Origin of the sequence: Nocardia sp. 348MFTsu5.1, assembly GCF_000383535.1 — a bacterium.
In the GTDB taxonomy this organism is placed as follows: domain Bacteria; phylum Actinomycetota; class Actinomycetes; order Mycobacteriales; family Mycobacteriaceae; genus Williamsia; species Williamsia faeni.
In genome coordinates this window covers 194047-214812 of the sequence record NZ_KB911513.1, presented here as the reverse complement: position 1 = coordinate 214812, position 20766 = coordinate 194047, and the positions used below count along the sequence as shown (strand labels likewise).

Below are 20766 nucleotides of genomic sequence, written 5' to 3'. Positions count from 1 at the left end.
CGCGGAACGACCGGTAGTCGCATTGTTCGATGTCCGTCCGCCGGCAACCCGACGGCTCCGCCGCACCGGCGGCCGTGGTGGCAATCCCGACACATACGACTGGACCAGATGGTTCCAGCTGCACGTGCGGCACACTTCCACCACGTGTACCGAGAATTCCTCCCGGCTCATCGCCAGGTGCTGAATCTCTTCATTTGTACGGGCCGAACCTGAAATTTGGCCAAGTTTTTCCCCGAATACCCAGGAGACAATCGTCACCTGCTCTTTTCGGCAGATCGGGCATCGCTCTGAGCTGGTCAGTCCATGAAACTTGGCCGCACGCAGCAGATAGGGGCTGGCGTCGCAGACCTCGGCCACACCGGTACGCCCGGCGTAGACCTCGGCCAGCCGGGACTTCCGCTGTAGCGCGTAGTCCACCACCTGTCGCTGCGATCGCACTCGTCAAGAGTACGTGGCCCGGACCGGCAATCGTTCAGGGTCATCCGACGCGGCGGCTGTGAACAACCTCCCCGCCCGTCCGCCGACCGGGCCGAAAACCCCGTCGACCGTGCCCTTACGACCGCCGACCGTGCCAATCGGTGCAGGTCAACCCATCGTGACGTACCGGTTATATCGGCGCGATACATATGTGTGTAGCATCAGACTCACAGGTTTCTGCAACACGTCGGATGGAGGTGTAATCCCGATGCTCGAACTCGCAGTACTCGGCTTGCTCCTCGAGTCACCGATGCACGGCTACGAGCTGCGTAAGCGGCTCACCGGTCTGCTCGGTGCGTTCCGCGCGTTTTCGTATGGATCGCTGTACCCGTCGCTGCGCCGTATGCAGGCGGACGGTTTGATCGCTGAGGATTCGGGTGCACCGGGGACCTTGAAGCGACGCGCTCGCCGCGTCTACGCATTGACCCCGAAGGGACGGGAGCGGTTCGCCGAACTGCTCGCAGACACCGGCCCGCAAAACTACACCGACGATGGCTTCGGAGTGCACCTCGCATTCTTCAGCCGGACTCCCGCAGAGGCGCGCATGCGCATCCTCGAGGGTCGGCGCCGGCAAGTGGAAGAACGCCGCGAGGGTCTCCGAGAGGCTGTCGGTCGTTCGAACCGCACAGTCGATCGCTACACCAAGCAGCTCCATCAGTTGAGTCTCGAGTCCAGCGAGCGTGAAGTCCGCTGGCTCAACGAGCTCATTGCCGCTGAAGGTTCAGAGCGGGCCGAGGGTTCGACAGAGGTGTCGAGAAACCCTGGGCCGTTGCCTTCAGAAACGGTCATTGCAGAACCCGAAACAACCTCAGTAACACCACACAAAGAAGGGGAACCCGACCATGGGTGACAACAATTCAGTTCGCGTGGCGATTGTTGGCGTGGGAAACTGCGCCTCATCCCTGGTCCAGGGCGTGCAGTACTACCAAGATGCCGATGAGAACGCCAACGTTCCCGGCCTCATGCACGTGAAGTTCGGCCAGTACCACGTCCGCGACGTGCAGTTCGTCGCCGCGTTCGACGTGGACGCCAAGAAGGTCGGATTCGATCTCTCCGACGCCATCTTCTCCAGCGAGAACAACACGATCAAGATCGCTGACGTGCCGCCGACCGGCGTCAACGTCCAGCGTGGCCACACCCTCGACGGACTCGGCAAGTACTACCGCGAGACCATCACCGAGGCTGACGGCACCGGCGTCGACGTGGTCCAGGTCCTCAAGGACAACAAGGTCGACGTCCTCGTCTCGTACCTGCCCGTCGGATCCGAAGAGGCCGACAAGTTCTACGCACAGTGCTGCATCGATGCCAACGTCGCATTCGTGAACGCCCTCCCGGTGTTCATCGCCAGCGACCCGGTCTGGGCCAAGAAGTTCACCGATGCCGGTGTTCCGATCGTCGGCGACGACATCAAGAGCCAGGTCGGTGCCACCATCACCCACCGCGTGATGGCGAAGCTGTTCGAAGATCGCGGCGTCACGCTCGATCGCACGTACCAGCTGAACGTCGGCGGCAACATGGACTTCAAGAACATGCTCGAGCGTGAGCGCCTGGAGTCCAAGAAGGTCTCGAAGACCCAGGCCGTGACGTCCAACCTGACCGGTGCCCTGGCCAACAAGATCTCGGACAAGAACGTCCACATCGGACCTTCGGACCACGTCGCGTGGCTCGATGACCGCAAGTGGGCCTACGTCCGCCTCGAAGGCCGTGCCTTCGGTGACGTGCCGCTGAGCCTCGAGTACAAGCTCGAGGTCTGGGACTCCCCCAACTCGGCCGGCATCATCATCGACGCCGTGCGCGCCGCCAAGATCGCCAAGGACCGCGGTATCGGCGGACCCATCCTCCCGGCATCGGCTTACCTGATGAAGAGCCCGCCGGAGCAGCTCGCCGACGACGTCGCACGCGATCAGCTCGAGGCCTTCATCATCGGTGCAGACGCCTGATTCAGGTCTGCACACCGGTCCACGACCGGTTTTGACAAAACAGAGTGCCGCACACCTTTCGAGGTGTGCGGCATTTTGTCTTCCCTGGGCCGCTGCCCTGAAAACCGGTCCCTACTGGGGCTCCGAGGGAGAATAGCCCTCGGCGATCCGCCATAGGACAGCTTTCAGGGCCGGAGCCGGTCTCACATCTGCCAGTGCACGGGGCGCGAGATGATGTCCGCCAGACGACGCCGGTAGTACTTCGCGGACTCCTCGTTGAATGCGTTCATGGCCGCAGCAGTTGCCTCGGAGTTCCGCTCCCGCATCGCGTCGAGAACATCCTGCTGCATCTCGATCGCGGCGAGCCGGGTGGCCATCGGATGCTCGTTCGGCTCGGCATCGCGCACCAATAGCCAGAGCGTCTCCATCACGATCTTCAGGACGGGGTTACCCGCGGCCTCGTACACGCTGCGCTGAAAGACGGCATTGTTGTCCTGGAAGTTCGGATAGTCACCGGGATCTTCGCGCATGCGGTCGAGGGCGGTCTGCATCACCTCGATCTGCTTGTCGGTGACGTTCGCCGCGGCCTCACGGGCCACGATGGGTTCGAGCATCAGGCGCACGTCGATGACATCGCTGATGTTGGCCCCGTCGATCTGCAGGAACAGCTTCATCGTGTTGCCGAGCGACTCCAGCTCCGGTCGCTTCGCCACCGGGCCACCGCCGATACCCGACTTGATCGTCACCAGGTCGCGGCTCTCGAGCAGGCGCAGCGCCTCGCGAACGGTGGTCCGGGCGACGCCGTGGTCGGCGACCATCTCCTTCTCGGTGGGCAGGCGCTGACCCTCGACGATGCCTCCACCGAGGATCTCGTCAGCGATCAGATTCGCGACCCGGGCCGACACCTTCGGCACGCGGGCACGCGGCCCGGAGTTCTCATCGACGGTCATTCGGCCCCCAACTGGTTAATCACGCGGGTGGTGCGTGTTATCGCGACCTTACCCAGAGCTGAGTGTGATGTACGGCAAATCTGTACATAGTTAGCGTTTTTAGATACTGTAGTCACTGTCAGGAAAGTTGGCGAGCATGACAGGAGGTCTCGGATGTTGCCGTCGCGGCCACCGAATGCCGAAGTCGCACAGTCGTTCCGCTCGTCAGGATACTGGCAGGACCTCCCGGTGGGCCATTTCCTTACGCGCACCGCAGCGCGGTATCCCGACGCCATTGCGGTGATCGACGGCGAGCGTCGACTCACATTCGCCGATGTGAACCGGGAGGCCACCTGTCTGGCAGCGGCCCTGCGGGCCCGTGGGGTGACGGCCGACGATGTTGTGTCCTTTCAACTCCCCAACTGCACCGAAGCCGTGATCGTCTTCCAGGCGGTGATGAAGATCGGCGCGACGGCGAACCCGATCGTGCCCATCTACCGCGGCCGCGAGCTCCGCTTCATCCTCGGCCAGTCGCGGGCGAAGATCGTATTCATCCCGGGCACGGTGCGCGGGGTGGACTACTGCGCGATGTATGCCGACCTCGCCGCCGAACTGCCCGACCTCGAACTGGTCGTGACAATCGGCGACGATTCCTCTTCCGCGCCGGTGACGGCGTGGGACACCCTGATGTCATCGGTCACCGCACCCATGATCTCGGCGGTGGTCTCGCTGGCCGAGCCGGATCCAGACAGCATCTGCCTCCTGCTCTATACGTCCGGGACCACCGCCGAACCCAAGGGCGTCCTCCACAGCCACAACACTCTCGTCTACGAAAACCGTTCGATGATCGAGTGGTTCGGGCTGAACGAACGCGATGTGATCTTCAATCCGTCCCCGGTCACCCATGTCACCGGCGTCAACTGCGCGCTGATACTGCCTTTCCTCCTCGGCGCACCTGTTGTCCTGCAGGACATCTGGGATCCGGCCACCGCCCTGCACCGGATCACCGAGGAACGCGCCAGCTTCATGATCTTCTCGACGCCGTTCCTGCGCGGCCTGCTCGATGCAGCCGAATCGTCGGGGCGGCGAACCCCGTCGATCCGATACATCGTCTGTGGCGGCGCCGACATCCCCGACACCCTCACCGCAGCCGCGACTGAACAGCTCGGTGTGGTCACCCGCATGTACGGGGCAACCGAAGGTCCCTCAGTAACGGCCGCGACCCGGTGGGATTCATTTTTCCTGCGAACCAAGACCGACGGTCGACCGATGGCACCCACCGATGTGGTGGTCTCGGACGGACAGGGCGGTGTGGCCCCGGCCGGTGTGGTGGGTGAAATCCTCTGGCGCGGACCCGATACCTTCCTCGGCTACCTCGATGCCACCCTGAACGACGAAGCCTTCACCCCGGACGGATACTTCCGCACCGGCGACCTCGGCAGATTCGACAGCAGCGGCGGAATCCACATCGTCGGCAGGATCAAAGACATCATCAACCGCTCCGGCGAGAAGATCAGTGCTCACGACGTGGAGAACCAACTCAGTGAACATCCGGCCGTCGTGGAGGTCGCAGTGGTCGCCGGACCCGATCCCAAGAACGGTGAACGCGGTTGTGCCTTCGTCGTCACCCGCGATCAACGTGACCTGACACTGTCCGAGGTGTACACGTTCCTCGTCGAACGCGAGATCGCCGTCCAGAAGATCCCCGAGAGTGTCTTCATCGTCGACTCCCTGCCCAAGACGGCCAGCGGCAAGATCCAGAAGTTCGCGCTGCGTGACTGGACCCGTGACCGCGGCGCCGTACCACCCCAGATGCAGGCGATCAATTTCGCCGCCACACACGAGAAATAGAGGCCGAAGATGTCTGTTCAGCCAGCCGGGGTAGAGCACCTGGTGGTCACCGAACCGGAGCCGGGTATCGCGCTGGTCGAATTGGCCCGGGGCAAAGTCAACGCGATCGATACGCAGATGTACGGCGAGATCGCGACGGTCTTCGATGCCCTCTCTGACAATCAGGACATCCGTGCCGTCGTCCTCACCGGTCGCGGCCGGATCTTCTGTGCCGGCAACGATCTCGGCAACTTCCGCGTCATGGACGCGATCAGCGGTGAGATCGAGATGCGCGAGGTCCGCCGTTCCCTGTTCAGCGTGCTGGACTGTTCGCTGCCCGTGATCGCAGCCGTCAACGGTCCCGCGCTCGGTAGCGGATTCGGGCTGGTGGCGCTGGCGGATCTTGTGGTCGCCTCCGAACGCGCCACGTTCGGACTGCCCGAAATGGGTGTCGGGGTCCTCGGTGGTGGCCGTTTCACCGCCCGGATGCTCCCGCAACAGGCGATGCGGCGAATGTTCTTCACCGCCGAAGCCGTTGATGCCGAAACACTTCGGACCTGGGGTGCACCGATCGAGGTCGCCCGGCACGACGATCATCTCGAGATCGCGATGTCACGGGCCCGCTCGGTCGCCGCCAAGAGCCGGTATGCGATCACCCTCGCCAAACAATCACTGAACGCCTGTGAAGCCCTGGACGTCAAACGCGGCTACGAGCTCGAACAAGGATTCACCGTCCGCCTGTCCGAACATCCCGATTCCAAGATCGCCGTCGAGGCGCGCATCGCCCAGATGGCGAAAGGAGCGAAATAGTCGTGGCAACAGCCAGTTTCGATCACGAGGCACGGACCGAGATGATCAGCGTCGAAGCATTCGCGGACAAGGCCGCGGCCTGGCTCGAGGAGAACCTCGAACGTCGCACCGACGACTCGTCCACTGCACCGGAGCCGAACTACGCGATCTTCCACAACCGGACCCACGACGAGGAACGGGTACTCATCGATGCGGCCCGGGCGTGGCAGGGCCGCCGTGTGGACGCCGGTTTCGGTGCGATCACCTGGGGTCCGGAGTGGGGTGGGCCCGGTCTGACCGCCAGTCATGAACGCGTCTATGCATCCCTGGAACGTCGATACCACGCACCTGATCGCCACGAAAGCGTCTTGGTGACAGTCGAATTGGTCGCCCCGACACTCCACGTACTGGGTACCGCCGAGCAACAAGAACAATTCGTCGCTCCCTTCCTGCGCGCCGATGAACTGTGCTGCCAGCTGTTCTCGGAACCGGGCGCCGGTTCTGACCTCGCCGGCCTGTCGACCAAAGCCGTCAAGGGCGAACATGGTTGGCGCGTCACCGGGCAGAAGGTCTGGAGTTCAGGCGCGCAGTTCTCGGAATGGGGCCTGCTCATCGCCCGGACAGATCCGGCAGCAGCCAAGCACCGTGGAATGACCGCGTTCATGGTCCCGATGGACACACCCGGTGTCGAGGTACGGCCGATCCGTCAGATGTCCGGGGGATCGACGTTCAACGAGGTCTTCCTGACCGACGTCGAACTACCGGATTCGCTGCGTATCGGCGCGGAGGGCGACGGCTGGAAGGTGGCCCTGACAACACTGGGTTTCGAGCGCAGTTCCAGCGCGGGCATCGTAAGCGCCGGCGGCAACGGCACCGACCTGGTGCGCTTGGCGAAGAGTCTCGGAATCACGGACGATCCCCTCGTCCGGCAACAGCTCGCCGACGTGGCCATCTACGAACGGGCTTCGGCCCTGATGGTCGCGCGGTACGCCGAGCGTGAGCTCGCCGGAGGTGTTCCCGGAGTTGAGGGTTCGATCGGCAAGCTGGTCTGGACACAGAACCTCAAGCGGATCGGCGACGCGGCGGCCGCATTTCTCGGGCCCAAGATAGTCGCCGACACCGGCGAACCGGACACGTTCGCCTGGACCGAACATCTTCTCGGCGCCCCCGGCTACCGCATCGCCGGTGGTTCGGACGAAATCCAGCGCAACATCATCGGTGAGCGCGGCCTGGGTCTGCCGCGCGAGCCACGTTAGGAGCAACCATGGCACTCGAATTAACGGTCGAACAGTGTGATCTCGAAGACAGCCTGCGGGGGTCGCTGGCGAAAACAGCCCCGGGAGACAATGTCTGGGACTCGCTCCGCGAGATGGGACTCACCGAGATCCCCTTTCCCGAGAGTTACGGCGGGGCCGGGTTCACCCTCAAGGACACCGCCGTGGTCATGTCGGAGCTGGGTCGATCACTGGGCAGCTCGCCCTACTTTCCATCTGTCGTCCTCGCCGGCCTCACCCTTCTGCACGCCGGCTCCGAAACTGCTTGCGCGCAACATCTTCCCTCGATCGCCGACGGTACCTCGGTCGCGGCCCTGGTGACCGGCTACCCGTTCGAATCGTCGGACGTGACCGCAGTCGACGATGGTCACGACGTCCTGGTACTCGATGGAGCGCAGGAGGCGGTCATCGCCGGGGCGAGTGCCGATCTGCTCGTGGTGATCGCCGGTGGAGCCGATGGTCCGGAGCTCGTGGTGGTCGATGCCGAGGCAACCGGGATCACGCGCACCGTCCGCGAGTCCCTCGATCTGACAAGGGAGTTGGCACGGATCGAGTTCGACGGAGTGCGGGCACAGCGGGCCGGCCGCGGCGACCTGTCGGATCGGCTGGCACGTGCCCAGGCAATGTCGATCACAGCGCTGGCCGCTGAACAGGTGGGCGCGGCCCGGGCCTGCCTGGAGATGTCGGTGGCCTACGCGATCGAACGACAGCAATTCGGACGTGCGATCGGGTCGTTTCAGGCGATCAAGCACCGACTGACCGACATGCTGGTCGCGATCGAATTGGCCGAGGCAGCCGTGCTCGACGCATCCGGCGCCGACACTCGTTCGGACAGTGAGTTCATCGTCGCGGCCGCCACCGCGCGGGTACTGGCGTCACGCGCCGCCACCTATGCCGCCGAGGAGTCCATCCAGGTGCACGGCGGCATCGGATTCACCTGGGAACATCCACTGCACCACTACTTCCGGCGGGCAAAGACCAGTGAGTTGCTGTTCGGAGACACCCGCGTACACGCCGAGACCGTGGGCCGCGCCCTCGTGGCGGGCACCTGACCACACCCACGGAGGATGCTGTCGCCCGGGCATGGCCGGGCGACAGCATCTGATCAGGGACGGTTCACTGCACCGGCATCAATCGAGTACTGCGACGCGGTGACGTGCCTGGCCTCGTCCGATGCCAGCCAGGCGACGAGATCGCTGACCTCTCGGGGTTCGATCCAGGGAATCGGGAGCAGATTCGACACCTTCATCGCCTCCGCCGCCTTCTCTTGACTGGGGTTGGGATCATCCGGCGAGAACAGACCCCAGGTGCGTTTGTTCTGGATCATCGGGGTGTTCACTCCCGTCGGGTGGATCGTGTTCACGCGAATACCGTGCGGACCCAGTTCCTGCGCAAGGCTTTTCATCAGTCCGACCACACCGTGTTTGCTCGCCGTGTAGTGCGGTGCGTTCGCGTAGCCCTGGATACCGGCGGTCGAGCTCGTCAGCAGGATCACGCCCCCATCCCCCTGCTCGATGAGGTGCGGAATTGCCACCTGCGCGGTGAAGAACACTCCCGTCAGATTGATGTCGATGACATCGCGCCAGGCTTCCTCTGGCATGTCGGCCGCGTCGTGGCTGATGAAGATTCCGGCATTGGCGAGCACTATGTCGACCCTGCCGAGTTCTGCAATTCCTTCGGCTAGAGCCGCTTTCAGCGCTCCGAGATCGCGGACATCCGCCTCACGCGCCACGATTCGTCGATCCAGGGCTTCCACCAGGCGGACCGTCTCTGCCAGGTCGGACGGTTCCGCCAGCGAATAGAACGGCGTGACACTGTCGATCGGCCGACAGATGTCGATCGCGATGATGTCGGCCCCCTCTTCGGCGAGCCGCACTGCGTGCGACCGGCCCTGTCCCCGTGCAGCTCCGGTGATGAAGGCGACTTTGCCTTCGAATCGACCTGTCATCTGATTCTCCTTTGTTCAGTTGCTTTGTTACGAGGGCTCGCCCGTCACCAGCAGCAGATCGCCGCCGTCGACCTGCGCGGCGACACCGATCGGAACCCGGGTGACGACGCCGGTCCGTGTGGCCGTGATCGTGGCCTCCATCTTCATGGCCTCGATCGTTCCCACCGAATCACCCTGCGCCACAGTGTCTCCCTCTTTCACCGAGAGGGTGACCACGCCGGTGAACGGTGCCGGCAGATGTCCCGGATCGGAGGGGTCTGCCTTCTCCGCCGATCGGACGGCGGTCTCGATGCCGCGATCTCTCACCTGTACCGGACGCAGCTGCCCGTTGAGGATGCACAGGACACTGCGCATGCCCTTCTCATCCGGTTCGGAGATGGCCTCGAGCCCGATCAGGAGTTGGACGCCTTGCTCCAGCTGGACCCGATGTTCCTCGCCCTGGCGCAGTCCGTAGAAGTATTGATTTGTCGAGAGCTGTGACGTGTCGCCGTAGCTGTCACGGTGTGACTCGAATTCGGCAGTGGGAGCGGGGAAGAGCAAGCGATTCAATATCTCTCGCCGCTCCTCCGACGATCCGTCGAGTGCTGCCTGTTCTCCATCGGTCAGGGGTGTGACCGGGCGCGGCTCACGGCGGCCGACGAGCGCCCGGGTGCGCAGGGGCTCCGGCCAGCCGGCCGCTGGTTCGCCGAGGTCACCGCGAAGGAAGTCGATCACCGAACCCGGGATGTCGAAGTTCGCGGGCTCGGCGGCGAAGTCGGCGGCGGTGGCGTCTGCACCCACCAGCGCCAGCGCCAGGTCGCCCACCACCTTGGATGACGGCGTGACCTTGATCAGTCGGCCGAGTACCCGGTCCGCGCCCGCGTAGGCGGCCTCGATGTCTTCAAATCGGTGGTCCAGGCCCAATGCGGCCGCCTGCTGTCGAAGATTCGACAGTTGGCCACCTGGGATCTCATGCGTGTACACCCGGCCCGTCGGTGCCGGGAGTCCCGACTCGAACGGCGCGTACACCGAACGGACTGCGGCCCAATATGGTTCGAGGTCACAGACCCCGGCCAGGTCCAAACCGGTGTCGCGGTCGGTGTGTTCGGTCGCCGCGACGATGGCCGACAGGGACGGCTGGCTGGTCGTTCCTGCCATCGCGGCACTGGCACCGTCGACCGCGTCCACACCCGCCTGCCAGGCGGCGTAGTAGGTGGCCAGCTGTCCACCCGGGGTGTCGTGAGTGTGCAGGTGGACGGGCAGATCGAAACGTGAACGCAAGGCGCTGACCAGTGTTGTCGCCGCCGCGGGGCGCAGGAGGCCGGCCATGTCCTTGATCGCCAGCACATGCGCGCCGGCGTCGACGATCTGCTCGGCCAGCCGCAGGTAGTAGTCGAGGGTGTAGAGCGTCTCGCGGGGGTCGGCGAGGTCGCCGGTGTACGACATCGCCACCTCTGCCACAGCGGTCCCGGTCTCCCGCACCGCGTCGATCGCCGGCCTCATCTGGTCGATGTTGTTGAGTGCGTCGAAGATCCGGAAGATGTCGACGCCGGTGGCGGTGGCCTCCCGCACGAACGCTTCGGTCACCTGTTCGGGATAGGGCGTGTAGCCGACGGTGTTCCGCCCGCGCAGCAACATCTGCAGGCAGATGTTCGGCATCTCGCTACGGAGGACCGCGAGACGCTCCCACGGGTCTTCATGGAGGAATCGCAGCGCCACGTCGTACGTGGCGCCGCCCCATGCCTCGACCGACAACAACTGCGGGGTCAGTCGCGCGACGTACGGCGCCACGGTAGCCAGGTCCCGGGTGCGCACCCGGGTCGCCAGCAGCGATTGATGCGCATCCCGGAACGTGGTGTCGGTGACGGCAAGCGCGGTCGCCGCCCTCAGGTCGGCGGCGAAGCCCTCCGGCCCGAGGCGTACCAGCCGATCACGAGAACCCGGCGGCGGTGCGATCGCCATATCGATCGGCGGTAGCTTGTCCACCGCGTAGACCGACGACGGGCGCTCCCCATGCGGGCGGTTCACCGTGACATCGGCGAGGTACCTCAGGATTCGGGTTCCCCGGTCCGCGGAAACGTTCTGGGTCAGCAGTTCCGGATGCTCCTCGATGAACGAGGTGGTCACCCGCCATTCCAGGAAGTCCGGGCTGTCGAGGACGGCCTGCAGGAACGGGATGTTGGTCGCCACACCACGCACCCGGAACTCGGCGATCGCCCGGCGCGACCGGGAGCAGGCCGTCGCGAAGTCACGGCCGCGACATGTCAGCTTCACCAGCATCGAATCGAAGTGTGATCCGACCTCGGAGCCCAGTCCGACACTGCCGTCGAGACGAACACCCGAACCACCCGGCGTTCGGTAAGCGGTCACCCGGCCGGTGTCCGGTCGGAAGCCGTCGGTGGGATCCTCCGTGGTGATCCTGCATTGCATTGCGGCGCCGCGTATCTGGATGGAATCCTGGGTCAGGCCGAGGTCGCGCAATGTCTCACCCGACGCGATGCGCAGCTGCGATGCCACCAGATCCACGTCGGTGATCTCCTCGGTGACGGTGTGTTCCACCTGGATCCGAGGATTCATCTCGATGAAGACATGGTTTCCGTTCGGATCGACAAGGAACTCGACTGTGCCCGCGCAGGTGTATCCGATGTGCCGGGCGAACTTCACCGCGTCGTCGCAGATCCGTTCTCGTAGTTCGGGATCGAGACCCGGTGCCGGAGCCACCTCCACCACCTTCTGGTGCCGGCGCTGCAGCGAACAGTCCCGCTCGAACAGGTGGATGACATCACCGGTCGCGTCAGCGAGGATCTGGACCTCGATGTGGCGGGGATCGACCACAGCCTGCTCGAGGAACACGGTGCCGTCACCGAACGCGGTTCGGGCTTCGCGCGACGCGGCCTCGATCGCCGCCCGCAGCAGCGACGGCTCGGCAACGCGTCGCATCCCGCGTCCACCACCGCCTGCCACCGCTTTGACGAACAGCGGAAACTTCATGGACTCGGCGGCCGAAACAAGCTCTGCCACATCATCCGAGGGCTCGGACGACGCCAGGACCGGCAGGCCCGCCTCCCGGGCTGCCGCCACGGCGTGGGACTTGTCGCCGGTGAGCCTCAGGATATCGGCGGACGGGCCGACAAAAGTGATTCCCGCCGACGCGCAGGCCGCGGCGAGCCCCGGGTTCTCGGAGAGGAATCCGTATCCCGGGTAGATCGCGTCGGCCTCGGCACGCTGGGCTGCGCCGATGATCTCGTCGATCGACAGGTACGCGCGGACGGGATGGCCGGGTTCACCGATCTGATACGCCTCGAAGCCTTTGGCCCGGTGTGCCGAGTTCCGGTCCTCATAGGGGTAGACGGCGACCGTCGACGCGCCCAATTCGACTGCTGCCCGGAACGCGCGGACCGCGATCTCTCCGCGGTTCGCGACGAGGACCTTCTTGAACATTTCGTGCTCCCTTGAGATGTGTGTCTGGCGCCGGCCGGATGGCGGATGGAGAAATACGCCGCGCAGAGGATTGCTCGCGGCGCACAACAGGGGATGTGAGCTGAGTCTCCCACAGAATCGACCCTGTTACTAGATGCACCGTCAAGTTAGTGGATCGTACGATATCGCGGAATAGTTGCTCAACTTGCTGAGGAATATCTCTGTACATGTTTCAATTCAGGCGATGTTTCTATAGTGTGACTTGAAATACAGTCCGGCACCGACTTCCAGGAGGACTCCATGAGCAACGAGCAGGAACCCACGTCGGCTGTGCCCGATCGATGGATCACGGACTGGGACTTCAGCGAGGAATACCCCGTCTACACCCGGGCGAATGCCGGCGAGGTCCTACCTGATCCGTCGAGCCCACTGAACGTCACATTGGTCTGGAACAAGGGCCTCAACATCGGCTGGCGCGAGGGATACGTCGAGCATCTCGGGACCCATCTTCCGTCGGAGATCGACGAAGTCATGCCCCAGATCATCGGCAACTTCGGCGGCTACCACTACACCAATTTCTCGATGACCGAACTCAACGGCGCCCGCCTGCCGGGTTTGACGGTGCCCGTCTGGAACACCCTGTGGGTCGGCGATCATCCCGACATTCCGGAGTACGTCGAGAAGCCCGGACACGCGAACGCCGAGTTGACCGCCGGGCTCGCCGAAAAGACCGCGTGGTCGCTGACCACCGATACCTATCCCGAGGCCGAGGAAACCAAGCGTCGCGCTGATCTCGCTCGCGAGCAGCGCCCGGACCTGACGTCGCTGAGCGACCAGGAACTCATCGATCATGCGCGCTCATTCGTCCCCGACCTCATCTTCTGCTACGCCTACCACCCGGTCACCACCACCCTCTCGACGATGGGTCCTGCTGTCGCAGGTGCCCTGCTGGAGACAATCGGCGAGGCCGACAAACTCGGCGACCTGCTCAGCGGACTCGGTGGGGTCGACTCGGCCGCACCGTCTTACGCCCTGTGGAACCTGGGCCGATCAGTCGCGGCTTCCGAAGAATTGACCGCGATGTTCGACAACGGTCTGGCCACGCTCCTCGATGATCTCGCCGCCAGCGGTTCCCCCGATGCCAAGCAGTTCGGAGCGGACTTCGACGACTTCCTCTACAAGTACGGTTCGCGCGCGCCGAACGAGTGGGATATCCGTTCGGACAGTTGGGAATCCAAGCCCGTCCTGGCCTTGCTGGCCATCAACGGGATGCGGCTGAGCCCGCCGGAGGCGGACCCCGCATTGATCCGCGAACGCAACGAGGCCAAACGAATCGCGCTCACGGCTGAACTCGCAGCGAAGATGCCCGACGCCGAAACCCGGCAGAGTTTCCTCGATGCCGCCAAATCGATCACGAAGTTCATGCCGTGGCGCGAGCGCACCAAGACTGCCTGCGTCAAGGTGATGGGCGAGATGCGCATGGCCCTATACGAACTCGGTCATCGCATGGTCGACCGCGGGATCATGGAAGATCATCACGACATCACCATGCTGCTCGACGACGAGCTCGACTCGTTCGCGGCCGATCCCGAATCGTTCAAGGGCACCATCGCCGAGCGCCGTGAGCAGTACCTCGCCCTGTTCGACCTCCAACCGCCGTTCTTCCTGTTCGAGCCGCTCCCGCTCTCCCAGTGGCCCAAGCGAACCGAGCACAAGGCTCAGATCGCGGTCCCGGGTGATTCGTTGTCCGGTGTGGCCGGCGCCCCCGGTGTCAGTCGCGGACGCGCCCGGATCCTGCACGACCCGTACGACATCGGCGACCTTGGTGAAGGCGACATCATCGTTGCGCCCCAGACGGATCCGGCCTGGACGCCGCTGTTCGTCTTCGCGGGCGGCGTGGTGGTCAATGTCGGTGCGACCATCACCCACTCGTCCATCGTCTGCCGTGAACTCGGCATCCCCTGCGCGGTGTCGGTACATGACGCGACCGCCCGCATCCCCGACGGTGCCATGATCGAGGTCGACGGCAACACCGGAACGGTCACGGTGCTCTAGATGCTGAAAGTAGGTCTGACCCTGCCCCAGCTCGGCGAACACGTCGACGCCGGCGCGATCTGCGACTTCGCCAGATCGGCAGAAGAATTGGGCTTCGCGAGCCTGTGGGTCCAGGAACATCTGTTCTACCCGGAAGCGAACGAGTCGGTCTACGGCGGCCGGCACACCACCAGCGTGCACCCGGCTTATCGATCGGTGCTCGGCGCCACCGAGTTGATGGCCTTCGTGGCGGCTTGTACCGGGGACGTGACGATCGGCAGCAGCATTCTGGTCGCCGGCTATCACCGTCCTGTCGAACTCGCCCAACGTCTTTCGACACTCGATGTGCTCTCCGGGGGACGCCTCGTCGCCGGTCTCGGGGCGGGCTGGTCCGATGAGGAACACGCCCAGATGGACGTCGATCCCCGCACCCGCGGCCGGCGGATGAGTGAACTCGTCGCCGCCGTGCAGGCCTGTTGGGGTCCCGATCCGGTCGAGTTCTCGGGCGAGTTCTTCACCATCCCTCGCTCGGTGATCCGGCCCAAGCCCATCCAGCAACCGCATCCGCCACTGCTCTCCGGTCTGCGCTCGGCCACGGGGCTGGCTCGCACCGCGGCGCTCTTCGACATCTGGAATCCCAGTAGCGGAACATCCGAGGCGCTGCTCGAGCAGCTGGACACGATGCGCGAGATGCGTCCTGCCGGCAGGGATCCGGTGCGATTGTTCCTCCGTTCCTATCTGCAGCGGCCGACCGACGCGGTGGGATCCGGCGGGCAGGGCATCGAGGGTGTGCGTGGTGACATCCGCACAGCCGTCGCCGCCGGTGCCGAACAGTTCATCATCGAGATCAATTTCTGGGACGAGATGCGATCCGCGCATGACTGGGCGCAGGCACCGGCCCGGCTCGCGTCCTTGCTCGAGACCGCCCGTGACGAATCCGAGGCGGCGGAAACCACGAAAGAGGTTTGTCAGTGAAGGCAGCAGTATGGGACGGCTCCGGCCCGACCCTGACCATCGAAGACATACCCCGGCCCGAGCCACGGCGCGGCGAGATCCTGCTGAAGGTCACCGCATGCGGCGTCTGCCACACCGATCTGCATGTGTTGAAGTCGGAAGTGAAGTTCCCGGCGCCCGCGGTCCTCGGTCACGAGGTGTCCGGTGTGGTCGAGCACATCGGAGAAGGAGTCGACAACGTCGCCGTCGGCGACCGCGTGGTCTGCAGCTTCATCATGCCGTGCGGGGACTGCCGGCATTGTGTGCGGGGCCTGGAAGACCTGTGCGAGAAGTTCTTTGCGCACAACCGCCTCAACGGAACCCTGTACGACGGGGAATCGCGCCTTGCCCGGCACGATGGCACCCCTCTCGCGATGTATTCGATGGGCGGACTGGCCGAATACTGTGTCGTCCCCGCGTCCGACGCCTTCAAGGTGCCCGACGGTGTCGGCCTCGGCGAGGTCTCCATCCTGGGCTGCAGTTCATTCACCGCGCTCGGTGCAGTGCACAACGCAGACCTCGAACTGGGCGATCGCATCGCCGTGATCGCTGCCGGCGGCGTGGGATCGTCGATCGTGCAGTTCGCGGTCGCAGCGGGTGTCTCGCAGATCATCGCGATCGACGTCAACGACGACAAGCTCAAAGCCGTTGCCGCCCTGGGTGCCACCCACACGATCAATTCGCGGGACACCGATGCGGTGGCCGCGGTGAAGGCATTGACCGACGGGCACGGTGTCGATGTCGCATTCGAGGCGCTCGGCAACCCGCACACCTTCGCAACCGCGATGGACATTCTCGACGACGGTGGCCGTGCGGTCGTCGTGGGTATCGCCCCGGCCGGGAGCACCGGCCAGATCGATCTGGCGCGCCTGGTTCGACGCAAACTCGAGATCCACGGTTCGTATGGAGCCAAGGCCCGCAGCGATATGCCGGCGCTCCTGCGCATGGTGTCGGCCGGAATCGTCGAGCCGGAGCACATCATCACCCGGCGCTACACGCTCGACCAGGTAGACGAGGCATACCAGGCATTGGCCCGCGGTGAGATCGTCGGCCGCGCAATCATCGAAATGGAGGCGACAGCATGAACAATCCAGCCCGCGGCATCGTGGCAGTGGTGACCGGTGCCGCCTCCGGTATCGGACGCGCGGCGGTCGAGATCATCCTGGAGCGCGGTGGGTCCGTTGTCGCCTTCGACACCTCACCCGAATCGCTGACCTGGTTGAGCGAGTATCCGAACGCGGTTCCGTTCATCGGCGACGTCACGATAGACGCCGACAACCGCGCTGCCATCGAACTGGCCGAGACGTCGTTCGGTCGCGTCGATGCCCTGATCCTCAACGCCGGAGTTCCGGCGTCCGGATCGATCGAGACCCTCGACATGGAGGTGTTCGATCAGTCCATCAACGTCAACCTGCGGGCGGTCGCTCTCGGTGTCCGCGAGGTCATCCCGGCCTTTCGCCGCAACGGTGGCGGCTCGGTGGTCATCACCGCGTCCGCGACGGCGCTGGGCGGCGAGCCGAACCGGTGGCCGTATGCGGCCGCGAAGGCAGGCGTCGTGAACCTGGCCCGCTCATTCGCCCTCGATCTCGCGAACGACGGCATCCGGGTGAACACCGTCTGCCCCGGGCCGATCAGTACCGGTATGACCAAGCGCATCGAGGAGAACACCCCCGACCGCTACGAGTCACTCAAAACCATGGTCCCCCTGCATCGTTGGGGAACCGCACGTGAGGTCGGTGAGGTCATCGCCTTCCTGGCCTCACCACTGGCATCGTTTGTCACCGGCGCCACGATCCCGGTCGACGGTGGCGCGACCTGCGGCAGCGGCCAGACCATCCCCGTCCCCCAGCGCGCCGCGGTCTGACCACCCACCACCCCCGCTCCTCCGCCGAGCGTGCCGATAACGCCGCCGACCGTGCCCTCGTTACCGCCGAGCGTGCCTAACCTGCTTGTGTGCAATGCTTTTCGGCACAATGGACGGTGATTTCGGCACGCTCGGCGGTAGCATCGGCACGCTCGACGGTGGTCGGTTTGAGCACGGCCGACGGGGCACAAAGTGCGGCGGCGGTCTGACCCCCGCCCCCTCCGTCGAGCGTGCCGATAACGCCGCCGACCGTGCCCTCGTTACCGCCGAGTGTGCCTAACCTGTTCGTGTGCAATGCTTTTTGGCACACTGGACGGTGATTTCGGCACGCTCGGCGGCGTTATCGGCACGCTCGGCGGCGGGCGGCGGGCGGTTGGGCACGGTCGACGGTGATTTCGGCACGCTCGACGGGGGTGGTGGGGTGGTGGTCAGCGGCGGGGGTCGACCAGGACTTTTGCGTGTTTGCTGGTGCCGGAATCCAACTCGTGGAACATGGGGACCAATTCGCCGAGACCGATGGTGCCGGTGTGGAGCGAGCGCACATCCACCCGTCCTTCGGCGATGAGTGTCATGGCGCCCAGGAAGTCTTCGTGTGAATAGGCCAGCGATCCGATGACCGTCAGCTCTCGGCTCTGCCAATCTCCATAACTCACAGATGAATTGGTTCCCGGGTAGCCGAGCAGGGCCAGGGTGCCGCCGCGACGTACCAATTCGGCGGAGGGCTGGAACAGCTCTGCCACACCGCTACATTCGAACAGCACGTCTGCGCCGAGTCCGGACGACACCTCCGTGAGCAGAGCAGACAGGCCTCCCGGTTCGACGACGTCCGTGAATCCGAGCGCGGACGCCGCGGCGCGGCGGGCCTCCGACGGCTCGCTGACCAGGACTCGGCCGGCACCGCCGGCGCGGGCGTGCTGGGCAGTCAGCAATCCGATGGGTCCGGCGCCCTGGATCACCACCGTCGATCCGAGGCGCAGGTTTGCGCGTCGAACCGCATGGAACGTCACCGTCGCCGGTTCCATCAATGCCGCCTCTTCGTCGGAGAGGGCGTCGAGGACGGGTATGGCCCGCCGTGCAGACACTTTCAGCCTGGTGGCGAATCCGCCATGCACCGGAGCATCGTCGGTGATCCCGTTGGCCTCGGCGAAGGCGAGATCACAGTTCGCGGCGTGCCCGGCCCGACACTGGGCACAGACGCCACAGGCCGGTCCGACGCCGGCGACCACCCGCTGCCCGACCTCGAGATGGGTGACGTCGGCACCGATGGCGCTGATCCTTCCCATCCACTCGTGCCCGAACACCGCAGGCGGCAGGGCGGCCGATGTGAATCCGTGGGTGTCGGTCGCACAGATCCCGCAATAACCGATGTCGACGATCACCCCGTCCGGTGCGGGGACCAGGTCTTCACCGACCACGGTCTCCGCGACACCCGGCGCGCTCATGTGTACGTACTTGCTCTCGGTCGCTGTCGTCATCACTGGGTCTCACTTTCCGGTCATACGCTCGACGACCGGCGCGAACTGCTCATACGCCCGATCACCGATGGTGAAGTAGGAGAAGCCGAACTCCTCGCGGCGTTGCTCCAGCTGGTCGCAGATGTCGTCGACGGATCCGACCAGCGCATGCGGGAACGCACGGAGTTCCTCGCTGGAGAACCCGGTGCGACCCATCAGGGCCTCTTCGGTGACGTCGGTCTGGCCGTCGATGGCAACGAAGTAGGCCCCGGTCTCGAGTTCGATGTCGTCGAACCGATCGCCGGCCCCGGCACGTACCCAACCGATCTTCTTGTGCGTCTCGTCGACCGTGGACGTCAGGACGCTGTCGGACCCCAGCACACCGGATCGATTGTTGAAATTGATGCTGACGATGTCGGCGGACCGGCCCGCCAGCGTGAGTACGCGCCGGGCGCCACCGCCGATCATGATCGGTGGTGTCGATTCCGGAACCGGTAGCGGGAGGAAGTCCTGTGCCTTCACGATCTGACCGTCGACCTTGATCTCCCTGCCGGAAAAATGCTGGGCGATCAGGTCCACGGTCTCTTCGAGGCGGTCGACGCGCAGTCCGGCGGACGGGAACTCGATACCCATGGCCTCATACTCGGCCCCGAGCCAGCCCGCACCCAGCCCGATCTCGATGCGGCCCGGAGCGAACATGGCAAGTGTTGCAGCCTCTTTCGCAAGGACCACCGGCTCGTGATAGCTGGTGCAGAACATTCTGCACCCCACCGTCAAGGTATCGGTGACCTCGGCAGCGACCGCCATGCTCGTGATCGGCGCCATCGTCACCGGGCGATGACCGGTGGGGTCGAGCGCCGCACCCGGGCCGATGTAGTGATCGGACACATGGAGAGCCGAGTAGCCCATGTCCTCAACCTTGTGCGCGACGTCGCGCCATTCCTGCCCGGTGTTCGCCCGGTAGACCTGAGCAGCGAACCGAAAGGGTTTATGGAGTTTATTGGCCATGACTACAGTTTCTCATTCTTTTCGGGTTTTCACTATGCCTGGCTTGGTATTTGGGTCACCGACTCGAGCACTTCACGCGTGGCCTCACCGAGTTCGGCAATCCATCCACGTGGATCGGAGACACTCCGGGCCGACGGTGCCTCAACGCTTATCGCGACAGCCGAGGGCATCGCACGGAGGAGTTCGGTGAGTGGCAATGCTCCCCTGCCGGGAGCGAGCCGATCGGTCCTCGCCTCGGTGATCGCCGCGTTGTGATCGGTGGCAGGTTCGGCGGAGACCGCATCGCAGATCTGGCAATACGGCAGCAAATCGTCGTCGATCGCTTCGAGCTCGGCAAGATCGGACCCCGCGCGCGACCAGTGCAGGGCATCGATGAGCACACCCGCATCCGAATTATGTGCGTCGGCAACGAAGTTCGTCGCTGCGGCCACGTCACGGACCGACGAGAAGATCATCGGCTCCAGACAGCATCGGAGACCGTGGTCGGCAGCGAGCCCCGACAGTTCCGCGAAATTCGCGGTGGCCCTGTCGTAGTCGTCGTCGAGCACCGTCACCAACAGGAAACTCGCATCCAGTTCCGCACCGGCCTCGAGCACCGCGACCCAGTCGGCTCGCGAGCTGCCCGGGTGGAGCTTGACCACTTCGACGTCCAGGACGCGCATCCCGTTGTCGGCCAGAGCCGACTTGGTGTCGCGCAGCATCGCCGATCCCGCGATCAGCTGGAATCCGCGATCGGTGGGTGTCTGCGCCACCCGGACACCCACGGCGTTGAACCCGCCGAGCGCAGCGTACTCGATGAACTGCGGTGGTGGAACCCGAATTGCCGACAGGTGTGAGAGGGACACGAT

16 protein-coding genes and 1 pseudogene are annotated in these 20766 nt (G+C 64.6%); 10 read left to right on the top strand and 7 right to left on the bottom strand.

Annotated elements, in window-relative coordinates; translation table 11 throughout:
• Positions 1 to 42: 42 nt before the first annotated feature.
• A pseudogene (locus H290_RS28375) lies at positions 43 to 438 on the bottom strand (DUF5318 family protein); the annotation flags it as partial.
• 247 nt (positions 439 to 685) lie between these two features.
• Here H290_RS28375 and H290_RS0111605 point away from each other — a divergent pair.
• Both H290_RS0111605 and H290_RS0111600 read left to right on the top strand, forming a co-directional pair.
• Entirely contained in the window at positions 686 to 1327 is a 642-nt protein-coding gene (locus tag H290_RS0111605) for a PadR family transcriptional regulator (protein WP_020106975.1), read from the top strand.
• Positions 1320 to 2417, top strand: coding sequence for an inositol-3-phosphate synthase (locus H290_RS0111600; RefSeq protein WP_020106974.1), 1098 nt, complete (start codon positions 1320 to 1322; stop codon positions 2415 to 2417). Before H290_RS0111605 ends, H290_RS0111600 begins: the two co-directional genes overlap by 8 nt.
• A gap of 182 nt (positions 2418 to 2599) precedes the next feature.
• On the opposite strand, the gene H290_RS0111595 is transcribed toward H290_RS0111600, so the two are convergent.
• On the bottom strand, positions 2600 to 3346 hold the full coding sequence (locus tag H290_RS0111595) for a FadR/GntR family transcriptional regulator (protein WP_020106973.1): 747 nt from the start codon (positions 3344 to 3346) through the stop codon (positions 2600 to 2602).
• Between the two features lie 153 nt (positions 3347 to 3499).
• Here H290_RS0111595 and H290_RS0111590 point away from each other — a divergent pair, with 153 nt between their 5' ends.
• From H290_RS0111590 to H290_RS0111575, 4 genes are read left to right on the top strand one after another with little or no spacing between them, the layout of a single operon-like run.
• The gene (locus tag H290_RS0111590; RefSeq protein ID WP_020106972.1) at positions 3500 to 5176 is read left to right on the top strand and encodes an AMP-binding protein; all 1677 of its coding nucleotides are present in this window, start codon (positions 3500 to 3502) and stop codon (positions 5174 to 5176) included.
• A 9-nt stretch (positions 5177 to 5185) separates the two neighbouring features.
• Positions 5186 to 5965 (top strand): enoyl-CoA hydratase-related protein, encoded by a 780-nt coding sequence (locus H290_RS0111585; protein WP_028463066.1) that lies wholly within the window; start codon positions 5186 to 5188, stop codon positions 5963 to 5965.
• A gap of 41 nt (positions 5966 to 6006) precedes the next feature.
• Entirely contained in the window at positions 6007 to 7200 is a 1194-nt protein-coding gene (locus H290_RS0111580) for an acyl-CoA dehydrogenase family protein (protein ID WP_155976821.1), read from the top strand.
• An 8-nt stretch (positions 7201 to 7208) separates the two neighbouring features.
• On the top strand, positions 7209 to 8270 hold the full coding sequence (locus H290_RS0111575) for an acyl-CoA dehydrogenase family protein (protein ID WP_020106969.1): 1062 nt from the start codon (positions 7209 to 7211) through the stop codon (positions 8268 to 8270).
• Positions 8271 to 8323: 53 nt separating this feature from the next.
• On the opposite strand, the gene H290_RS0111570 is transcribed toward H290_RS0111575, so the two are convergent.
• Both H290_RS0111570 and H290_RS0111565 read right to left on the bottom strand, forming a co-directional pair.
• Positions 8324 to 9166, bottom strand: coding sequence for a mycofactocin-coupled SDR family oxidoreductase (locus tag H290_RS0111570; RefSeq protein WP_020106968.1), 843 nt, complete (start codon positions 9164 to 9166; stop codon positions 8324 to 8326).
• 27 nt (positions 9167 to 9193) lie between these two features.
• A complete protein-coding gene (locus tag H290_RS0111565) occupies positions 9194 to 12586 on the bottom strand; it encodes a pyruvate carboxylase (RefSeq protein ID WP_020106967.1) in 3393 nt (1130 codons plus the stop codon).
• A gap of 279 nt (positions 12587 to 12865) precedes the next feature.
• Between H290_RS0111565 and H290_RS0111560 the strand changes: the two genes are divergently transcribed.
• Genes H290_RS0111560 through H290_RS0111545 form a run of 4 tightly spaced genes read left to right on the top strand, consistent with a single transcriptional unit; the run spans position 12866 to position 17456 of the window.
• Positions 12866 to 14620 (top strand): PEP-utilizing enzyme, encoded by a 1755-nt coding sequence (locus H290_RS0111560; RefSeq protein WP_020106966.1) that lies wholly within the window; start codon positions 12866 to 12868, stop codon positions 14618 to 14620.
• Entirely contained in the window at positions 14621 to 15574 is a 954-nt protein-coding gene (locus H290_RS0111555; RefSeq protein WP_020106965.1) for a TIGR03619 family F420-dependent LLM class oxidoreductase, read from the top strand. It begins immediately after the preceding gene.
• Entirely contained in the window at positions 15571 to 16677 is a 1107-nt protein-coding gene (locus tag H290_RS0111550; RefSeq protein ID WP_020106964.1) for a zinc-binding dehydrogenase, read from the top strand. Before H290_RS0111555 ends, H290_RS0111550 begins: the two co-directional genes overlap by 4 nt.
• Complete coding sequence (locus tag H290_RS0111545) at positions 16674 to 17456, top strand: SDR family NAD(P)-dependent oxidoreductase (protein WP_020106963.1); 783 nt, start codon at positions 16674 to 16676, stop codon at positions 17454 to 17456. The genes H290_RS0111550 and H290_RS0111545 overlap by 4 nt, the downstream gene beginning before the upstream one ends.
• A 428-nt stretch (positions 17457 to 17884) precedes the next feature.
• Here the strand turns inward: H290_RS0111545 and H290_RS0111535 are convergent, their stop codons facing one another.
• The 3 genes from H290_RS0111535 to H290_RS28370 are packed head-to-tail and all read right to left on the bottom strand — an operon-like array spanning position 17885 to position 20763.
• Positions 17885 to 18931 carry a zinc-binding dehydrogenase gene (locus tag H290_RS0111535; RefSeq protein ID WP_020106961.1) on the bottom strand — a complete coding sequence of 349 codons (1047 nt, stop codon included), beginning with the start codon at positions 18929 to 18931 and terminating at the stop codon, positions 17885 to 17887.
• Between the two features lie 9 nt (positions 18932 to 18940).
• Positions 18941 to 19918 (bottom strand): TIGR03621 family F420-dependent LLM class oxidoreductase, encoded by a 978-nt coding sequence (locus tag H290_RS0111530; protein ID WP_020106960.1) that lies wholly within the window; start codon positions 19916 to 19918, stop codon positions 18941 to 18943.
• Between the two features lie 32 nt (positions 19919 to 19950).
• Positions 19951 to 20763: a sugar phosphate isomerase/epimerase gene (locus tag H290_RS28370; protein ID WP_020106959.1), complete on the bottom strand. Its 813-nt coding sequence runs from the start codon at positions 20761 to 20763 to the stop codon at positions 19951 to 19953.
• Between the last annotated feature and the right edge of the window lie 3 nt (positions 20764 to 20766).

Bases quoted from the DNA above. Each gene is read 5' to 3' on its own strand.
- H290_RS0111605 (WP_020106975.1), top strand. From the start codon at position 686: ATGCTCGAACTCGCAGTACTCGGCTTGCTCCTCGAGTCACCGATGCAC.
- H290_RS0111600 (WP_020106974.1), top strand. From the start codon at position 1,320: ATGGGTGACAACAATTCAGTTCGCGTGGCGATTGTTGGCGTGGGAAAC.
- H290_RS0111595 (WP_020106973.1), bottom strand. From the start codon at position 3,346: ATGACCGTCGATGAGAACTCCGGGCCGCGTGCCCGCGTGCCGAAGGTG.
- H290_RS0111590 (WP_020106972.1), top strand. From the start codon at position 3,500: ATGTTGCCGTCGCGGCCACCGAATGCCGAAGTCGCACAGTCGTTCCGC.
- H290_RS0111585 (WP_028463066.1), top strand. From the start codon at position 5,186: ATGTCTGTTCAGCCAGCCGGGGTAGAGCACCTGGTGGTCACCGAACCG.
- H290_RS0111580 (WP_155976821.1), top strand. From the start codon at position 6,007: ATGATCAGCGTCGAAGCATTCGCGGACAAGGCCGCGGCCTGGCTCGAG.
- H290_RS0111575 (WP_020106969.1), top strand. From the start codon at position 7,209: ATGGCACTCGAATTAACGGTCGAACAGTGTGATCTCGAAGACAGCCTG.
- H290_RS0111570 (WP_020106968.1), bottom strand. From the start codon at position 9,166: ATGACAGGTCGATTCGAAGGCAAAGTCGCCTTCATCACCGGAGCTGCA.
- H290_RS0111565 (WP_020106967.1), bottom strand. From the start codon at position 12,586: ATGTTCAAGAAGGTCCTCGTCGCGAACCGCGGAGAGATCGCGGTCCGC.
- H290_RS0111560 (WP_020106966.1), top strand. From the start codon at position 12,866: ATGAGCAACGAGCAGGAACCCACGTCGGCTGTGCCCGATCGATGGATC.
- H290_RS0111555 (WP_020106965.1), top strand. From the start codon at position 14,621: ATGCTGAAAGTAGGTCTGACCCTGCCCCAGCTCGGCGAACACGTCGAC.
- H290_RS0111545 (WP_020106963.1), top strand. From the start codon at position 16,674: ATGAACAATCCAGCCCGCGGCATCGTGGCAGTGGTGACCGGTGCCGCC.
- H290_RS0111535 (WP_020106961.1), bottom strand. From the start codon at position 18,931: ATGACGACAGCGACCGAGAGCAAGTACGTACACATGAGCGCGCCGGGT.
- H290_RS0111530 (WP_020106960.1), bottom strand. From the start codon at position 19,918: ATGGCCAATAAACTCCATAAACCCTTTCGGTTCGCTGCTCAGGTCTAC.